Below are 15,161 nucleotides of genomic sequence, written 5' to 3'. Positions count from 1 at the left end.
TTGTTTCAATAATCTGAATTATTTTGCCCAGTTTTTAAGGAATTTCAATCCCTCACTGGCGAAGCTATCTTGGCTTGGAGCCAACGGTTTCCATATACAAACAGCTCCTGCTAATTCTTTCACTTCCGGAGTAAAACTTTCTATAGAAACTATCCCTTTGTAGTTGACAGCTTCTAAACCCCGCTTGTAAGCATCCCATGGAGTTTGGCCAGTTCCAGGAGTACCTCGGTAATTTTCGGATACCTGGAAGTGAATCAATTTATCTCCTGCCAATTTAATAGCTGCTTCTGGATCTGGTTCCTCTATACTCATATGGAATCCATCCAAAATCACTTTGGCTTCAGGCTCATTGATATCCTGGATCAGCTGCATTAATTCTTCGCAGGTATTGATCAAGTCTGTCTCAAAGCGATTCAATGTTTCCAAAGCGATTTGTAATCCAAATTTACGTGCATTTTCACATACAATTCTCAAATTGCTTACTGCTCTGTCCCATTCTATTTTCTTCTGTTCAGGTGAGACTAATCTTGCCTTTCCAACCGCAGAATACATAGGGCCGGCAACAAATTTACAATCTAGGCCTGCAGCGATTTCAAAACATTCGTTGATGTAATCAAAGCTTGTTTTATGAAAGCTTGGATCTTCATTTGTCAAGTCTCGACTTGTACCGAAAGCACCACAGATAGCTGCCGTCAAACCATTGTCTTCCAATGCAGCTTTTACTTCTTTAATGTCTATTAAAGTTGGATCTTCCACAGGGATTTCCACTGCGTCGTATCCAAATGATTTTATTTTAGGTAGGAGTGAGAGCGTTTCTTTTGAAAATGGGGAAGTCCATAACCAGGTGCTTACCCCAAATTTTACGTCTAATGCCATATTTAATTAAATAACTTTCATAATGCCGTTCATCGATTTCCAATGGTTTGGAAGAGTACAGACGAATGGATAATCGCCTGTCTCCGATGGAACTGTCATGATAATTGAATCTTCAGAATTTGGGAATACCAAACCGGTAGCTGCCAATACTTCTGGAATACTTGGAACAAAACCTTTGTCCATTCCTGTCAAGTTCTGAGCCATTGCTACCGCTGCCTCGCTGATCTTGTCAAAGGATCCCATGCTTCCAATTATCAAATTGTGTTGAACAAAATCTGGGTTGATAAAATCAATTACCAAACTTGAACCTGCATTTACTATGAAAGTTGATTTATCGAATTTCATTTCATGTGGGACTGCGGTTAAAGTCACAATCCCATCTTTTACTACTTCTGGCTTTTCTATAGAAGCAACAACCTCATTATCTTCAGAGCTTACTTTTTTCAAATCCAAGCTAGAGTCGTTTCCGATTCTACCTGAGAATCTCCAATTGCCTTCATAATCACCCACTTTGTTGTTTGAATCAAATTGTCCAACTCTAACATTTGCAGGAGATAAGGCAGTTGTAAATAAGCCTTTTGTTTTTCCTTTTGCTACTTCGTTTCCATCAATCTTCAAGCTCATGTTACCGCCTTCTAATAGGGTAGCATTGATCATGAATTTCTCAGATGGTAAGTTTCTACGAGAGCTAATGATTTTCACATCACCATCTTGTGCTACTGCGAAGTGCAAAGCGTTCTTATAGACGTACAAGCTATAGCCATTGGTGCTATTTCCTTGTGCTACTATCACTCCATCTAAATCATCTCTTCCTGGAGAAACTGACATTTCGATAGTAATTTCTTTTCCAGTTGGATCTGGTGGGAATAGCAAAGCATTTCTAGGATCAAGCGTATACAATTCAGAGATTAAGCTTTTAGAAACTCTATCAGCAATGCTCATTTCTTCCCCTTCAGCTGGAGCTTCTGGAGTTGGTCTTCCCTCAAAAGCAGAAGGATGAGTCAATGCCGCAGCAAATATGGCTTGTGGAATAAACTCGTCTTTTGCATTGTCAGCATTTTCTGAAATAGTCAATAATTTATTCGATACAGCGTCAGAAGCTGGCATTTCAGATACAGCTAGTATTGCAAACTTTCTAACCTGAAGATTAGCGTCTTCCATCAAATTTGCAGTCATAATCGCATCAAGTCCAGCCTGATTTCTAGGAAGTACTCTCACTGCATTTTTTCTTACAGCAGCAGAAGGATGACTCAACGCTTTCGTTACTACATCTTGAGCTTGGCTATTTGATCCTTCTAGCTCACCAAGACCTTTCAATGTCCAAAGTGCATTAATCGCAGGTCCATTGATACCGGCTTCATCTACTTCTTGAGAATTGATCAACTCGTATAGACCTTCTACTACTTCTTTGTTTTGAGTCTCAACGATTAATCTCTGAGCTGTCATTCTCCAGAAAAGGTTATCACTCTTCATTGCCTCAAGTAACTCACTACCGTCAGCATCTTTCAGGTCAAAGCTTTCAGAAGCATCTCCACCTTTATAAGTAAGACGGTAAATTCTACCATGCTGTCTATCTCTTAATGGGTTGATATAAGCGTTTCCTTCACCATTTTCAAATCCTCTTGGAGTAGGGTTGTGCTGGATAATGAAGTTGTACCAATCAGCAACCCATAGAGATGCATCTGGTCCTACCTCAGCATGAACAGGACTAAACCACTCATCAGAACTTGCCAATATGTTGAAATCGTTTTTCTCGGTATATCCGGATCCTTCTTCAATCAATTTTGCATTGTGTAGTACCCGACCCGTTGGTTCAGCAACAAAGCCTATCTTATTCCAGTATTCTTTAGGGAAATTTCTCGCCGTATAAATGTTATGACCTGCAGCAGCAGTATAACTTCCATGCCAATCCACCTGTCTTAAAAAAGGAGTTAGGTGAGGCATGTCAAAGTGAGAATCTATACCCGTGGCAGTATTAGGAGTACCTCTGTAAATGGTTCTCTTGACAAATTTGGTGTCCATTGCCAAGTAAACAGAGTGTTGTCCGTTTGCTGTGGAAATAAACGTTTCATTATCTTCAGAGAAACCAAGTCCCCAAGTGTTATTACTGGTACGACCTAGGAATTCCATGTTTTCTCCTGATGGATCAAAACGATAAACACCTTGGCTGAAGTTAAACTGTTTACCACTCACGGTACCATTAAATCCAGAGTAGCCTAATACTCCCCAGATTTTGTTATCAAATCCATATTTAAGATTAGATGGACCGGCATGCGTATCAAATTTACCCCATCCGGTCATGATGGTTTCTCTAACGTCTGCCACATCATCTCCATCTGTATCTTTCAAGAATACAAAGTCAGGAGCCATGGAAATCAACATTCCACCATTTACAGCTGTGATAGAAGTAGGGATATTTAAGCCCTCAGCAAAGATGGTTACTTTATCAGCTTTACCGTCTCCGTTAGTATCTTCAAGAATTTTAATTTTATCGTCTCCACCTTCTTTTCTGATCTCATTTGGATAATCTGTTGTCTCTATGACAAACAATCTACCTCTCTCATCCCATGTGAATGCGATTGGGTTGATGATCATTGGCTCAGATGCAAAAAGCTCTAATTCAAATCCTACTGGTACCTGAACAAGCTTCATAGATTCTTCAGGAGAAAGTGGGTGCTGGAATCTTGGTGCTGGATCCTTTCTCTCATAGTTAGGAATATCTGCATCCTCAAATGTTGGCTCTGGAATGTTGTATTCAGCCAAAAGCTTATTTACATCATCACCTACAGCCCAAAGGATACCGTTAGCAACAAGCTCTTGGAATTCGTCTTTTTCCCAAGTTTTCTCATTATGTCCGTAAGCAGTATAGAATACTCTACCGCTACCTTCTTCACGTGTCCAAGTGTAAGGTTCTCTGTGATCACCTTCTACACGCTCCATTAACACATGCATGTCAGGGTTTACCTGGCTATGAACGTAAGTTTCATCCCAAGTCTCAAACTCATTGATCCCTTGCATAGCTGGGTGATCTTTGTCTACGATCTCAGCAGTAAAGTCACCAGTTTCATGGGTACTAAACTGACCACCGACAGCTGAAATAAACCAAGGAGAGTTTTGGAAGCAGAAGGATGCCGAGTGAATCGGAATCAATGCTTTTCCTCCCTGAACGAAATCCTTTAAAGCAGTTTCTTGTTCAGGAGTGATTTCATCGTGATTGGCATAAATCAATAATCCATCGTAATTGCTCAATTTCGTTGGATTCAAATCGCTCACATCTGTCGTATACGTCAGATTGATGCCTTTTTGAAATAATGGAGTTTGTAGATACATCATTAACTTTTCTGAGTTATGATGTTCACTCTCATGACCTAAGACTAAAATTTCAACGCGTCTAGGTTCCGTGGCGGACAGAAATGTCCCGCTCTTTTTCTTTCCACAGCTCACTAAGAGCATGGAAATGACCATGGTGGCCATTAACCAAGAAAATCTCATTGGGGGTAACTTTTTAGATATACTCATAGAATGGGTTTAAATATCAATTGAATACCAATATTCAGAATAATTTAATAAAATTTCTCACTGTTTTGATTTGAATAATGACTGAATTTTACCCTCCTTGCATGAATATTGTACATAATTAGAGCATAACAAAGCTAAAATTTATGAAAAATCCACTTAAGAAGTCTCGAATTCCAGACACCAAAGTTTTTGTGGTAAAGGAACTTATCGCTCCATATTTTGATAAATATTGGCATTTTCATCCTGAGTATCAACTAGTAGTTATACTAAAGGGGAGAGGGACTCGCTATATAGGCGATGATATCAAGCCTTTTAAAGAAGGTGACTTGGTTATGACAGGTCCAAATTTACCCCATGTTTGGCGTTCGGATGATATCTATTTTGATCCGGAAAACGATCTTGAAACTCACTTGATTGTCATCTATTTTCCTGAAGATTTTTTGGGTAATGGAATCTTTGAAAAAGAAGAATTTGAGGATATCGGGAGACTTATGAAAGCTTCAATCCGTGGCTTATCAGTTAATGGAAAAAGTAATGCCGAAGTGACCAAAATGATGAAAAAGCTGGTTCAATTGAAAGGTTCTAGTCAATTGGTTCAGTTGCTGGAGATTTTGACTTATTTGTCTCATTCAAAGGATATTACGCCAATTACAAACCCAGAATACATCAATCTTAACAAAGAGTCCGAGAAAGATAGAATGGGGGAAGTGTATGAATATGTGATGAACAATTACAAATCAAAGATCACTCTTCAGGAAGTGGCGGAATTGGCAAACTTATCTGTTAGTGCTTTTAGTAGGTTTTTTAAATCCCGGGCAAACAAATCTTTCTCTGATTTTGTAAGTGATGTACGGATCAGTCATGCCTGTAAACTTCTGCATGAGGAGGATATTCATATTTCAGAGGTTTGCTACGAAAGTGGATTTAATACGCTTTCCAACTTTAATAAACAGTTTAAGGATAGAATAGGGAAGACCCCACTCAATTACCGTAAGGAATACCTGGATAGCTTTATAGATTCCTAAACCTGAAAAAACTCCATCACCTGATCCATATAAGACAAACTTACAGGAACGGTTTTCTGCTGTAAATGAAGTAGATGCTTTTCTACTTTATCCACTTTTTTGCTGTTGACTAAAAAGGAACGATGGGTTCGGATAAAATAGGAAGGCAGTAGGTTCTCTACCTCGGCTAAGGTCATTCTACTGAGCACCTTTTCTTCTTCAGACTGGAAAGTCACATAGTTTCCACTGGCCTCACAGAAAAGTAGCTCACCAAAATGCAATCTAACCTGACCTTCACCCGTTTTGATAAAAGTGGATTCTGGTTCTCTTTCTGGTTGCAATTCCATCCATTCCTGTGCCTTTTGGCAAGCCTTTATGAATCTGCTGAGATTAAAAGGCTTTAATAAATAGTCCAAAGCATCCAGTTCAAAACCCTTTACAGCAAAATCAGAGTAGGCTGTGGTAAACACAACCATGGTTTCTTTGGGAAGTAAACCAGCAAAGTCAATTCCTGAAATATCAGGCATATTGATGTCCAAGAAGATCAAATCTACCGACTGCTCTTTAACGTATTCCAAGGCTTGAATGGCATCTAAAAAAACTTCGTCCAAATGCAAAAAAGGAACTTTTGAAGCATGTGCTTTGATGACTTCCAAAGCCATTTTCTCATCATCTATGGCTATTGCTTTGATCATATATTTTGAGTTTTAAAATGGTAGGTTTCGAGGCTCATAACGGTGGAGAATACTTTAATTGCTTTTAGAGGAGGCATTTTTTATTTCTTCCTCGATCAATTCAATTAATTTCTGGAGTTGGTAATCTTCGCTCCAATATACCTGATTCAAGTTTCTTTCAATTCTGATATCTGGCGAAGTGCCTATTCCATCTAAGATCTGCCCATCTTTTTGAAAAGAGACCATGGTGCTGATTTTTCCATCTAATTGAGAATGTGGCAAATTAAACCTTTCACTATTCCCACTTGACCCGTCTGTATTGGTTCCTACAATTTTTATATTGGGTAGGCCTTTGAATACTGATACTAGAATAGAAGCGGCACTAAAGGTTCGTTCGTTGGCCAAAATATAAACGGGCTTATTAAAATGGTATTTGTCAGTCGATAGTTTTTTCCCGTTAAGCAAGTAATAATAGTTTTCGCTAAAGTTTTTCTCATTGAGTTGATACATGGGCTCAAAAGTGGAAATAAACCGATTGATAGTTTCTTGTTCTCTAGGCTCAAATTCACTTTTGGGAAATAAAAACCGTGAGTTTAATCTCTCTTTTAATTCATTATTAAGAGGTAATTCACCTCTTTGTCTTGTTACGTTGACAACATAAATTGAGTCAGGGTGAACAAGATAGCCTGCCAATTCCTGAATTAAATCCCTGGATCCACCACCGTTATCTCTAACATCAATAATTAAGGCTTCTGTATTTTTTGCCTCTTCCATGAAGGAACCTAGCATTTGGAAGAAAGTAGGGCTATCCTTTCGATCGACCATAGATGGGATTTGGATGTACGCTAATTGATCATCTATCCGAAAAAACTGCTCAATGATTTTTCTGTTATTAATTTGATCCTCATAAAACTCAAAGAAAAATCCCTTCTTATGATACCTCTCATCCCATATTCTGGGTCTTTTATCTTTTTCGACCAAAGGGATGCTAAAGAGTTTTTCTTCCCCCTCTTCATTGGTAAGGGTAATTGAAATGGGGTTGGGTAATTCCTTGTTTAAAATATAAAAAAGGGTCTCTATGTTCCTCAATTCCCTAACAGCTCTAAGTGTGAAGGAATTTTCAGGAGCCAACTCTTCCCCTGGAATAGATTTGGAAAGGATATCATTTATTGGAATCTGCTCTATTGATTTCAAGTAAGGATATTCAGAATGCCACCTTTTATAAACCTCCTGCTCTCTATCAAATTCTAAAACCAAAACTTTTTCATCCAAAGGGGCAAAAGCCATGGGTAGGTATTTGGATTCAGGGAGATCATATCCTTTGATATAGGAATGTCGATCTCCAATTTTCCCCATTGTCTGGGAAAGAAACAATCCGAATTCCAGAACAGAAATTGAGTCCTTTGATTCAATTTTATTGAGGTAGGTGTCAAAAGATTTATGATAATCAAATCCATTTAAGCCCTGATAGGAAGACTTTTCCCGAAGAATCTCATCCAGGTAATTCAAGTCTTCTCTTACTTGATTAATGGATATAAAATGTGTTTCCTTTTGTCCATAACATGAAATCGATAAGATTGTACAGAGTAAAAGCAGGTATTTTTTCAATGTCTTTCTTTTTGAGAGGATGAATTTTAGGAGATGAAAAAACATCTCCACCGTGTTTCAAATCAGGCAAGTCACTGAAGTTGAACGGATAAATGCACAAAATGCTCAAATTCATTCGCTACAATAGTTAGGTTGTGTTTTTGAGGATAAAAGTGCGTCAATCTGCTTTTGACATTTTCTAATCCTATTCCCGACTCATCCTTTGGATCTTCAGTAACTTTTTTGGGATGCATGCTATTGACCACATCCAGATGGACTGAACCTTTCAGGCAACGAAGGTTAATCTTAATCCAAGACTTGCTTTTGGTGCTGATACCATGTTTAAAGGCATTTTCCACAAATGGAATCAAAAGCATAGGGGAGATGTCACCATGACAATGCTCTTCACCAATCTGAATAGTAACATCCAAATGATCTTCTTTGGCAAAACGAAGCATTTGAAGGTCTAGGTAATTTCTGAGGTAATCGATTTCTCTGGAAAGAGGGATTTTATCCATCTGATTTTCATGCAACATAAACCTCATCATATCTCCCAGTTTTTGGATGCCATCGGATGTTTTTTCTGCATTTTCCATCAAGGCAGAGCCATAAAGGGTGTTGAGTGCGTTAAAAAGAAAGTGTGGATTAATCTGGGATCGAAGGAAACTAAGGTTGGCAGTACTCTGATTGACTTGCACAGAAAGTACATCGATTTTACCGATAAAATCTTCGTATTTCCCAAAGATTAAATTGGATACCGGGAAGACGACAAAGACCAGCAAAAGCACCATTCCCACGCCTAGAAGTATGATTTCAGGAACATTGTTTTCTACAGCAGCGAGAAAGAACCCGATCATAATCACTCCGATCAAACCCCAGAGAAACCAACGATAAGCTTTCATATTTCCACTGATCTTATTTCTATAAAGCAGGAAGTAATTGTAGATCACAAAAAAGGAGATACCAGGGACAATCATTAGCAGGATGACTAGTACTGCATCATTGACAAAGATTCTGGAAACGAATAAGAATATGCTTACAAATAAGAAAATGATGAATAACCTAACTCCATTGTAGATTTGAAAATCCTTGAAAATAGGAGGTAGGAACATTTTTCTGAGTAGAATAGCAGTCACCAGGTAGACTGAATACAAAGAAAGCGTGCCAAAATAAAAGCGAAAGAATTTTTCTGCATCCATGTCATTTACTCCTGCGCAAGCACCAGACAAGGCACCTGTTACAGATGCCGCTAACAAGCTATACAGCACCAGATGCAGGACATTTTTGTCTTTGAGGTATTTGGGAATTATTACCAAATGCATCACATAAAACCCTATATAAATGACGATTGGCATGATGACTATCCCGAAGAATTTTTCTACCGGATAGTGATTTGATGACATGGTAATCACGATATTGGTGAGAACAATTATCAAAAACACAAAGGTGAGTATCCACCATTCTAATTCCCGAAATGCAAACCTTTTAGATTTCATAAGATGTTGTTATTAAATAAGTTGAATTACTTTATATCAACTAGATTTGAATTGGATATAAAGTCTTTCTCTTGAGTCATACCCTGCTCACTCTGGCAAGAAACTGCCATTAGGAAGTTGTAAATGATTGCGAGTATAATCAGTAAATAAAAGACTTTCTTGGTATCCATTAATTTCTTTTCTAATTGATAGTTCAAGAATAGAGGAGAATGGAAAGTCTTACAAAAGAATGTGACGAAATGGGAAGATTTTGTGACGGAATTTGAATTGAAATATAAGATGTATGATTTTAGATATATGATTTAAAAAATTGTACTTCTAACATCTAACATCATAAATCAAAATGGGTTTTTAAGCAAATCAATTTCCCACATCCATGGAAGTACAAAATACACCATTAGAGATACCAAAAAGATAGAAATGATATTCAGCCAAAATCCGGCGCGAACCATATCTTTCATCTGCAGATAGCCGGAACCAAAAACCACGGCATTCGGTGGAGTAGCAACCGGAAGCATAAAGGCACAACTGGCTGCTAAGGTTGCAGCAATCATCAACCCAAATGGGTGTAAATCTAGCTTAAGAGCTACGGAAGCTAGAATTGGAAGCAACATGGAAGCAGTCGCCACATTGGAAGTAACCTCAGTTAGGAAGTTGACCGAAGCGATGATAATCAAAAGCAATAGGAAGAAAGAAATACCTTCAATAAGCGTAAATCGCTGACCAATCCACTCTGCTAATCCCGTTTCTTTGAAGCCCGCTGCCAATGCCAGTCCACCACCAAAAAGGATCAAAACGCCCCAAGGGATTCGCTCTGCAGTTTTCCAGTCCAATATTCGATCTTCACCAGAGGAAGATGGAAGGATAAACAAGATGAGTACACCCACCAAAACGATGATGGTATCATCAATTCCTGGTAAAATTTTTACCAAGACAAAACTTCTTAATATCCAGGCTAAACAAACCAATCCAAAAACAATCATCACCAGTTTTTCCTCAAAACTGATTTTTCCCAAAGCCTTTAGCTGCGTTGAAATGATGTTTTTACCATCAGAAAGGGAGAATTTCTTGGGTAGGGGATTAGCCGCACTCACCAAGTAGTACCAGCAAATAAATAGCATGACGGATACCAATGGTAGTCCAAATGCCAACCATTCATTAAAGCCTATGCTGTAATCATACAAATCCTTAATGACTGCAGCCATAATCGCATTGGTAGGAGTTCCTATCAGAGTTGCCAAACCACCAATTGAGGCACTATAGGCTATTCCCAACATGATATTTTTACCTAAGCGATCAGCAACAGAGGAATTAGATTCTCCTAATTGGGATTTAAATTGATTTACAACAGCCAAACCAATGGGTAGCATCATAAGAGAGGTTGCAGAGTTGGAAATCCACATGGATAATATTCCTGTTGCCAGAATAAAGCCAAGAACAATTCTTCTAAGATCTGTTCCTAAAAGATTGATGATATTAAGAGCGATCCTCCGGTGGAGATTCCATTTTTCTATTCCTGTTGCCAATAAAAATCCTCCCATATACAATAGAACCGTAGGATGCATATAATTCGAAGACACATCTGCGATGGGAAGAATGTCAAGTAAGGGCATTAATATCAAAGGAAGGAATGCAGTGGCAGCAATGGGTAAAGCTTCCGAGATCCACCAAATAGCCATCCATGCAGCTAAAGCCAACATGGCTTGAGCTGCAGGATTTAGATCATTGAAAACGACAAAAAAGTTTATTAAAACGAAGGCAATAGGCCCAAAGTATAGCCCTAATGATTTGAGATTGATTTTCATGAAGCTTTAAAGCTAAAACTTTTCAAAACATATCCTTAGTCAGAGAAAAAATTAAACACTTAAAAAACCAAAAATTTTATATCAATGTATACCCATCCGCTTTTTGATTTCTGCTTCAATACTCGCTGAGAGCTTTCGGATTGAATCTTGCTCAAAGAATTCTTGAATACTTATTTCAAGGTTGAGCCTTTTACTTAAAAGAGATACAATTCTAATCGCTGAAAGTGAATTTCCACCAAGCGGAATAAATGAATCCGTTACATCTATACTATCCATTTTGAGAACAGAGCACCATGTGCTGTGCACCAATTCTTCAATTTTATTCTTGGGCTTAACTATTGCCTTATTTTTTTGTGGAGCACTTTTGGTTTGGCTTCTCAGGAGTGCCTGTTTGTCTACTTTTCCATTGGCAGTAAGAGGAAAAGAATCAATTTGAATGTAGATGCTAGGAATCATATTTGAAGGAAGAAATTCTCTCAAATAGGCAATGAGTTCATTCTTATTTACTTGAGAAGAAGCTTTGAAATAGGCCCTTATCTCTTTTGAAGGACCTTGGGATTCCATTCCAATCTCTTGCATGAGCTCCTTTATTGCATTCTCACTTAATTCATCATTCAGCTCATCTATTGTTTCCTCTCGCTTTTTATGTCCTACTCTTACATCCCAGCTATAAGGGAATGCATAGTTGTGATACCCTTTTTTCCTTTTATGAACATAGATGCCTAGATCATTGATGATACAATTGGTGCTTCGGCCCGTATCCTTTGGCCTCTTCCATCCAATTTTATTTTCTAAGTAATCAATCATCTCCGAAAGACTTACATCGCTGAAGCGATAAAAATCAACAAAGGAAACTTTGGAGAAAACTTCATCAGTCTCAAACATGGAAACATCCAGGTATTCGCTTACTGCATCTTTACTTCTATGGTAAGATTTACGGGTCTCCAAAATGATATTATCTATATCAGCTGGGTCAAAATGATCCTTTAAGAAAAGCTCTTCTGTGAGTCTGGTTTCAAAAAATTGTCCTCTGGAAAGTCCAGTAACGATCACTGGTATATGTTTTTCCAATGCCAGTTTGGTACTTAAGGTATAAACGGTTTTAAAGCAGCCATTACAGACGTTTTGATGTCGCTCTAGGCTATCTCTGAAAATCGCATTCATCGCATCTGTTCTACCATAAATATGGTCAACACCTAGCTTACTGGTGGTATTATTGATGTTCTCCTTGGCATTATCCGAAATAAAATCGTTATCCAGAGTCCAAGCAAGAACGTTTAACCCAAGTTCAACCAATTTGGCCAAAGCGTAACTACTGTCTTTACCTCCACTTAAAAGCATCAAGCAGTCGTATTCTTTCTCTTTTTCCTCACCTAAACCCAATATTTCTGATTTCAGGTTATCAAATGACTTAAAGTATGTGGAGACATTAGATTGGTACTCCTCAAATGATTCGCAAAGATTACATACGCCTTCTTCGTTAAAGCTGGCATCAGGGTAAGTAGAAGGAATACCACAATTTTTACAGTAAAAATCAGGAACTTCAAATAAATCCTCTTGAGAGTCCGCTAATACTATATGTGTCTCCTCAACGCTGGGGAATTTGGAGATAAGTAGTTCTAATTCAGTAGATTCAATTCGTACTCCATTTAGCTTTATTTGCTCATCAGCCCTTCCCAAATATTCGAGATTTCCGTGGGCATTCAATCTGGCTAGATCTCCTGATTTATAAATCTTTTGACCATCCTGATAAGGGTTGTTTATAAATGATTCATCGGTAAGGTTTTGGTTTTGATAATACCCAAGAGCAAGGACTTTACCTCCTAAATATAAGTTTCCTGGAACCCCCTGCGGTACCGGATTTAAGCGTTCATCTAACACATAGAAATAACAATCTGAAATGGGCTTACCTATGGGCACAGAAAAAGCTTTTTCATTAGGGTCAAATTTATGAACGATACATCCGACGGTTGCTTCGGTGGGGCCATATTCATTGAAGATTTCTGCAGCTTCTGGCAGCTGGGATTGAAAGTCCAATGCAAGATTTGTTTCCAGGTTTTCCCCTCCAAAAATGACCGTATGTAGCTGTGAGTCTTTTAATTCACTTCCTTGAATAACTCTTGCATGGGAGGGAGTAAGTTTAATCGCGTTTATCTGCTTGTTTTTGACAACTTCTAGAATAGATAAATCTGATGTTCCTTTGCTTTCAGGATAAATATGGATGGATCCACCTGTTAATAGTGGAAGAAATATCGAAGTGATGGTTAAATCAAAGCCAATCGATGTAAAAAAGGGCATGCTTACTTCCTGACCCTTGCTATACAAGTTCTTCGCTTCTTGGATATAGTTAGCTAAAGAGAGGAGAGAAACTTCTACTCCTTTAGGTTTTCCTGTAGAGCCTGAAGTGAAAAGGATATAAGTGCTACGATTTTGATCTATACCTAATTCTAATTCAGCTTTTTGGTTTTCAGAAGACCGAAGTTCCTGAAGATTGATGTCTGATGTAGCATAATTAGAACCAAAATCTGAGGAAGCACTAATAAGCAATTTAGGTTTTAAGTCTTCCAATATGACCTGTATTCGCTTTTGAGGTAAACCTACTGGTAAGGGAACAAATGTGGCACCCAATCTTAAAATAGCCAGAATAGATATGATGTATTCAGCAGATCTTTCCTTATGAACAACTACTACGTTTTGAGGCTTGACTCCTTGCTCTAAGAGCTTTAAACAAGTCTTATTAATAAGAATGTCGAGTTCTCTAAAGGAAATGCTTTCCTCTCCTAAAGCTAAGGCTCTATTATTTGAATTTTGTTCAAAAATGTTTTTAAGTTGATTGTCAAGAGATAGGATGGTGTTTTCAGAGCTTTCATACGTATTAATAAGCTCAGCTTTTTCCTGATCTGTTACCAGTTTAACATCGGATATTTTTGATCCATCATCTGAAATAAATGCCTGAACTAGCTTCGTAAAATGATCGGGGAGAAGCTCTATCTGAGAATCCGTAAAATAAGCTTCATTTACATCAAAATAGTAGTCCAAGTTCGTTTGATTATTAAAATCAAAAGCTTGTAATCGGAGTTGATGACCAGGGTCCAATTCCCCGGGAAATAACCATTTGGTTTTACAGGGTATGGTTCCAAAATCTCCAAAACAAATGGGAATGTAATTTACCACCAAGTGAATTCCTCTGGCATTTTCCATTGTTTGAGCGCCTGGGTATCCGTTTTTAAAAAAATCGAAAAGTTCAAGCCTAACCTTTCCAAATAGACTCTGAAAAGTATCTTCACTAGTTACCTGAATATCAAAGGGTAGCACTTCTATCAAAAGGCCGGTTGTATTTTTAAAGTCACTCAGATTTCGGTTAGGGAAGGGGCTTCCCAATCGAATATTTGATTCACCGGAAATTCTGGAAATAAAGGCAGCGAAGAGCGTGGACCAAATCGTAAACTTGGTAAGATCTGGGTTAAAGGAGCGATACCCTCCAGTATTCAGCTTTTCGTCTAATGAATCCTTTAATGCTCTATCAATAGGAATTTTGACCCTTCTTGCTTTAGACTTTGAAGATTTTTCATTCCCGTAAAGAGCTAATTTTTTATCAGGTATTTGACCTTTGGACTTCCAGTATTCAGCTGAAGGCGTGTTTTTAGAATTTCGCTTCTCTAACTCAAACTCTCTGTATTTTTCAAAACTTGATTTTTTTTCAAATTCAATCTTTTGATGGCTTAACTCAGCCTGATAGAGTTTGGCCATTTCTTCAAAGAGAATTTTTATAGAGGCAGCATCCGCTAAAATATGATGTACGCTTAAGTACCAGATGAAATGCTCTTCACCGAGCTTTATCAGGGTGGAATCAAAACATCTTTGATGAAGATCTATGGGCTGAAGTATTCTATGATCAATAAAAGAATTTACCTCAGTTTCTGAAACGTGTATTGATTCCAGGGTGAAATCCATTTCCTGCAACACAATTTGCTCCACTTCCAGCTCTTCATTTTCCTGAAAAATTGTTCTTAGGGAATCGTTATTGGAGATAAGCTTATTGAAAGCTTGCTCAAAAGCATAGATATCAATTTCACCTCTCAATTTGAAAGTATGTGGTAAGTAATTGGAAGTGGAGTGGGGATCGATTTTATGACTTGCCCAAATACTCTGTTGACTCCCAGTAAGGCTGGAAATGGTGCTTTTTGATGCTTGCAAACT

Annotated in this window: 8 protein-coding genes; 1 reads left to right on the top strand and 7 read right to left on the bottom strand. The window is 38.0% G+C overall.

Going from position 1 to position 15,161, the window contains the following annotated elements; genetic code table 11:
* Positions 1-18: 18 nt before the first annotated feature.
* On the bottom strand, positions 19-876 hold the full coding sequence (locus tag ALPR1_RS11655; protein WP_008200913.1) for a sugar phosphate isomerase/epimerase family protein: 858 nt from the start codon (positions 874-876) through the stop codon (positions 19-21).
* 6 nt (positions 877-882) lie between these two features.
* Positions 883-4,368 carry a PVC-type heme-binding CxxCH protein gene (locus tag ALPR1_RS11650; protein WP_040302790.1) on the bottom strand — a complete coding sequence of 1,162 codons (3,486 nt, stop codon included), beginning with the start codon at positions 4,366-4,368 and terminating at the stop codon, positions 883-885.
* A 170-nt stretch (positions 4,369-4,538) separates the two neighbouring features.
* Here ALPR1_RS11650 and ALPR1_RS11645 point away from each other — a divergent pair, with 170 nt between their 5' ends.
* Positions 4,539-5,420 (top strand): AraC family transcriptional regulator, encoded by an 882-nt coding sequence (locus tag ALPR1_RS11645; protein ID WP_008200908.1) that lies wholly within the window; start codon positions 4,539-4,541, stop codon positions 5,418-5,420.
* Here the strand turns inward: ALPR1_RS11645 and ALPR1_RS11640 are convergent.
* From ALPR1_RS11640 to ALPR1_RS11620, 5 genes are all read right to left on the bottom strand, one after another.
* Positions 5,417-6,094 (bottom strand): LytR/AlgR family response regulator transcription factor, encoded by a 678-nt coding sequence (locus ALPR1_RS11640; protein ID WP_008200906.1) that lies wholly within the window; start codon positions 6,092-6,094, stop codon positions 5,417-5,419. The genes ALPR1_RS11645 and ALPR1_RS11640 overlap by 4 nt on opposite strands.
* Positions 6,095-6,148: 54 nt before the next feature.
* Positions 6,149-7,681, bottom strand: coding sequence for a S41 family peptidase (locus tag ALPR1_RS11635; RefSeq protein ID WP_153231805.1), 1,533 nt, complete (start codon positions 7,679-7,681; stop codon positions 6,149-6,151).
* A 71-nt stretch (positions 7,682-7,752) separates the two neighbouring features.
* Positions 7,753-9,156 carry a sensor histidine kinase gene (locus ALPR1_RS11630; RefSeq protein WP_008200904.1) on the bottom strand — a complete coding sequence of 468 codons (1,404 nt, stop codon included), beginning with the start codon at positions 9,154-9,156 and terminating at the stop codon, positions 7,753-7,755.
* A gap of 338 nt (positions 9,157-9,494) precedes the next feature.
* On the bottom strand, positions 9,495-10,961 hold the full coding sequence (locus ALPR1_RS11625; RefSeq protein WP_008200902.1) for an SLC13 family permease: 1,467 nt from the start codon (positions 10,959-10,961) through the stop codon (positions 9,495-9,497).
* Positions 10,962-11,042: 81 nt separating this feature from the next.
* Positions 11,043-15,158, bottom strand: coding sequence for a non-ribosomal peptide synthetase (locus ALPR1_RS11620; RefSeq protein ID WP_153231804.1), 4,116 nt, complete (start codon positions 15,156-15,158; stop codon positions 11,043-11,045).
* Positions 15,159-15,161 lie beyond the last annotated feature (3 nt).

The sequence above is a fragment of the Algoriphagus machipongonensis genome, from assembly GCF_000166275.1.
Taxonomy (GTDB): domain Bacteria; phylum Bacteroidota; class Bacteroidia; order Cytophagales; family Cyclobacteriaceae; genus Algoriphagus; species Algoriphagus machipongonensis.
The sequence above is the reverse complement of the archived record's forward strand: the minus strand, read 5'-3'. Positions and strand labels throughout refer to the sequence as shown.

Bases quoted from the DNA above. Each gene is read 5' to 3' on its own strand.
- ALPR1_RS11655 (WP_008200913.1), bottom strand. From the start codon at position 876: ATGGCATTAGACGTAAAATTTGGGGTAAGCACCTGGTTATGGACTTCC.
- ALPR1_RS11650 (WP_040302790.1), bottom strand. From the start codon at position 4,368: ATGAGATTTTCTTGGTTAATGGCCACCATGGTCATTTCCATGCTCTTA.
- ALPR1_RS11645 (WP_008200908.1), top strand. From the start codon at position 4,539: ATGAAAAATCCACTTAAGAAGTCTCGAATTCCAGACACCAAAGTTTTT.
- ALPR1_RS11640 (WP_008200906.1), bottom strand. From the start codon at position 6,094: ATGATCAAAGCAATAGCCATAGATGATGAGAAAATGGCTTTGGAAGTC.
- ALPR1_RS11630 (WP_008200904.1), bottom strand. From the start codon at position 9,156: ATGAAATCTAAAAGGTTTGCATTTCGGGAATTAGAATGGTGGATACTC.
- ALPR1_RS11625 (WP_008200902.1), bottom strand. From the start codon at position 10,961: ATGAAAATCAATCTCAAATCATTAGGGCTATACTTTGGGCCTATTGCC.